General features: G+C 30.2%; 3 protein-coding genes. All 3 read right to left on the reverse strand.

What is annotated here, in order from left to right; genetic code table 11:
- Positions 1-239: 239 nt before the first annotated feature.
- Positions 240-2,018, reverse strand: coding sequence for a hypothetical protein (locus EHS11_RS13010; RefSeq protein ID WP_135764851.1), 1,779 nt, complete (start codon positions 2,016-2,018; stop codon positions 240-242).
- A gap of 523 nt (positions 2,019-2,541) precedes the next feature.
- The gene (locus EHS11_RS13015; protein ID WP_100736135.1) at positions 2,542-2,748 is read right to left on the reverse strand and encodes a toxin-antitoxin system, antitoxin component; all 207 of its coding nucleotides are present in this window, start codon (positions 2,746-2,748) and stop codon (positions 2,542-2,544) included.
- A 3-nt stretch (positions 2,749-2,751) separates the two neighbouring features.
- Positions 2,752-3,048: a BrnT family toxin gene (locus tag EHS11_RS13020; protein ID WP_135764852.1), complete on the reverse strand. Its 297-nt coding sequence runs from the start codon at positions 3,046-3,048 to the stop codon at positions 2,752-2,754.
- Positions 3,049-3,221: the final 173 nt, after the last annotated feature.

Here is a 3,221-nt window from a genome sequence, read left to right on the forward strand (position 1 = left end):
TGTTTTTTTCCAATATTTCTTTATAAGTTTCATGATTTTAATTTTTCGACTTTCGTATAACGAACTAGCCTTATCGACGTTCCTCGACCCTGAGCCTCAGAGAGGCGTTAGGGACTGGCACGTAGCTTGCGTATGCAAGCGAGTGACAGAAGAGGAATGTGGCGTAGCCCGAGCGAGGGTGAACGATAGTGAATCCCGAAGCGTAGCGATAAGGCGTAGTTATGCGAAGTCAAAAAGATTTAATTAATTTTTTCTTTAATGCGTTTTGCATTATTAAAAATTTCTTTTAAAGCATTTTTTAATTCGGATTTTTTTATTTTAATTTTCATCATTTTGATTTTATTAAAAAGAATATTTAGCAAAATTTCGATATCCTTTTCGGAGGAGGTAATTGAATCAATACCTTTAAATATAATGTTTCCATTTTTTGATAGTGACAATTCTTTTAATAATTGAGATTCTGCTTTTTTTAATTCTGTAATCTTTTCGATAGAAATTGATTTTGCAAGTAATGAAAAAGGAGTAACTTCTTTTATGAATTTTTTCGTTTCGATTATATGAGATCTAATTAATCTCTTTTTCTGATCGTAACTTAACATTGAAGAAATAAGTATTTTTTGTATTGGTTTTGGATAATCTTCTGAATCGACTTTTACAATCATTTGTTCTGATTGAAAAGGTATTAATTGATAATTAAGTACAATATCTTTTTTAGGTATAGATTTGATCTTTATTTTTTTTTGAATAAATTTGACTAAATTGTTATGCTGTCTTTTTGCAATTGGTTTTAAAACTCGATTAATATAAATCTTTGGATTTCCGGAATATTCTGGAGGCAAATCACGAGTGTCGAAATAAAAAATAGGAGACTGTCTTAGAAATTCTAAAAAATTATTGATTATTTTACTTTCTTTTAGTGCAGTATGAAAGGGTTGAGTTACTATATCATCTTTTAATTTCTTTAGGTAATTTCTTGCTGAGAACTCTTCGACATCTTCATTTGTAATTTTTCCATCTTGTAAGAGTTTCTTTGATATTATTTCATCTAATTTTTTCCACCACGAAGAAAATTTTTCTTCATTCTTGATTAGTAAAACCGGTCCTTTGTGCGATTTAATATTTACGTCCGGTTTATAGTCTGCCTGTATATAAGTACTTGTTATAACGTGTGAAAATAATTCCTGATCAGATAATGTAGTTTCTGCTTCAATTATTTTTTCGAATTTACTTTCTTCAGAGTGGAAAATATCATATAAATAGCTTGAAATTATTTCTTCTTTTTCGTTCTGATTTAATGTAGGATCTTTGGATAATAGGTAAATCCAGATTCCCTCACTAGCTGTTTTTTTGTTCTTTAGTATTATTTTTTTGGAAACTTCAACAAAATCATCCCAATACCAGTAATTATCAGAATAGAATTGTATAAGAAAAGCAAAGAATTCAGCCTCATTAAACTCTACTTCCTTTTTTAAGTTATATGTTAATTTAAAAGATTGCTCAAAGCTAAAGGAAAAATCATTTCTTTGTTCAATAAGGTCTTCTCTATAGGAGTTAATTAATTTTTTTGCAGATTTTTTATATTTTTGTTCTGATAAATATTTCTCTATCTTTGGATTATGCTTTGATGTTCCTTGATCTAGCAGTTCATGAATTTTGGCCGATAGAATTTTTGTTAAAACAATATCGGTTACAGAAGAAATGAAAAAGTGATATAAAGCAGCGATTGATCCGCATATTGTTGCAATAGCTGATATAAAGTTGAATAAATTGTTTTTCTTGGGATTCGATATTTCCCAATCCGATGCACTATTAAATATTGCTATAAAACAATAGAATATTATATACAGATATAGAATTATGTAGATATATAATCTTTTTGTTTTTGATAGTTCAATTGTCGTTAATACAGAATTTTTATTTTTAATATTTGTGAGAAAAATTAGAAAAATATTTTTGTATTTGTTCCAGATTTTATTTTCTCTTAACCAATTGTTAGCAGACTTTTTGATTTTTTTCATAATGTTAATTTCTTTTTGATTTCGCATAACGAACTAGCCTTACCGACGTTGTCCGTAGCTGAGCCTCAAGGAGGCGTTAGCGTCGGCACGCTTTCTTGCTTAAGCAAGAAACGTGACGGAGGACAATGTGGCTTCAGCCCGAGCAAGGGTGAACGAAGTGAATCCCGCAGCGTAGCGGTAAGGCGTAGTTATACGCCGTAGCTTTGTGTTAGAGAATATTTCATCTTTCCATTTCTAATTACAAATGTAGTTACTTGCATCTACATTAATTCAATCTATTGGAGTTTAAAGAATTAAAAACCATTATTATCATTGGAAGTGATAATAATGGGAATGGAATAAACAATTTAATTAACTAGATTAATTTTCTAGTTTTTTGGGCAGGTGAAAACCTGTTTTAAGAAACTAGCTAAGATTAGGTTTCGATTATTATTTCAGGAATAAAGCTTTAAATAAATGATATTTAACTAAGTTTAACGCTGTTCATTTGCTTGTGAACATCATACAAGTAAGAAAGATATGTTTAAGCAGAAAGTTCCTTTTGAAGTTCAACTTCCTTCTTTAGAACTTTGTTAATGATTGAATTGATATCTTTACCTTTTGAGAAAGCAATTTTGGAAAAATATTCTTCAATATCGTTATCAAGGTATATAGGAAGGTGGATGTCTTTCTTGTCCTTAATGAAGAAGATCCCTTTTTTGCCTTTTGAGAAATCGTAATGTTTTTTCATTTCTTAGTGTTTACCTAGTCTTTGGAGATATTCTTTCTCCTCGGATTTATCAGCTTTTCTAGCGGAAATTATTCTTAATTTTTCTTCTGATTTGTTAGATTTGTCTACAAAAACAACAACAACCACAGTAAAATTTTCAATTTTTCCTAAGACTAACCACCTGTCTTCATTCTCAGCATGTTTTTCATCAGGTAAGTAGATAGCATCTTTATCTAAAAAGACTTCGGAAGCCTGTTTAAATGAAATTTGATGCTTTTTAAGATTCGAAGCATTTTTTTTATGATCCCATTCAAAGAGCATTTGTCTTAGAGAAATTCAAGCAGATCGGCTAGTAAATAAAAATAAACTCTTCTCTTTCGTATTTTGTTTCTCACCTTTCTCAATAATTTTTAAGCTATGGCGTATAACGAACTAGCCTTACCGACGTTGTCCGTAGCTGAGTCTCGTAGAGACGTTAGCGTCGGCGCGTTTTC

This window comes from Leptospira ilyithenensis (assembly GCF_004771005.1).
GTDB classification, from domain to species: domain Bacteria; phylum Spirochaetota; class Leptospiria; order Leptospirales; family Leptospiraceae; genus Leptospira_A; species Leptospira_A ilyithenensis.

What these genes read in the sequence shown, in the direction of transcription:
- EHS11_RS13010 (WP_135764851.1), bottom strand. Translation starts at nt 2,018, where the DNA reads ATGAAAAAAATCAAAAAGTCTGCTAACAATTGGTTAAGAGAAAATAAA.
- EHS11_RS13015 (WP_100736135.1), bottom strand. Translation starts at nt 2,748, where the DNA reads ATGAAAAAACATTACGATTTCTCAAAAGGCAAAAAAGGGATCTTCTTC.
- EHS11_RS13020 (WP_135764852.1), bottom strand. Translation starts at nt 3,048, where the DNA reads ATGCTCTTTGAATGGGATCATAAAAAAAATGCTTCGAATCTTAAAAAG.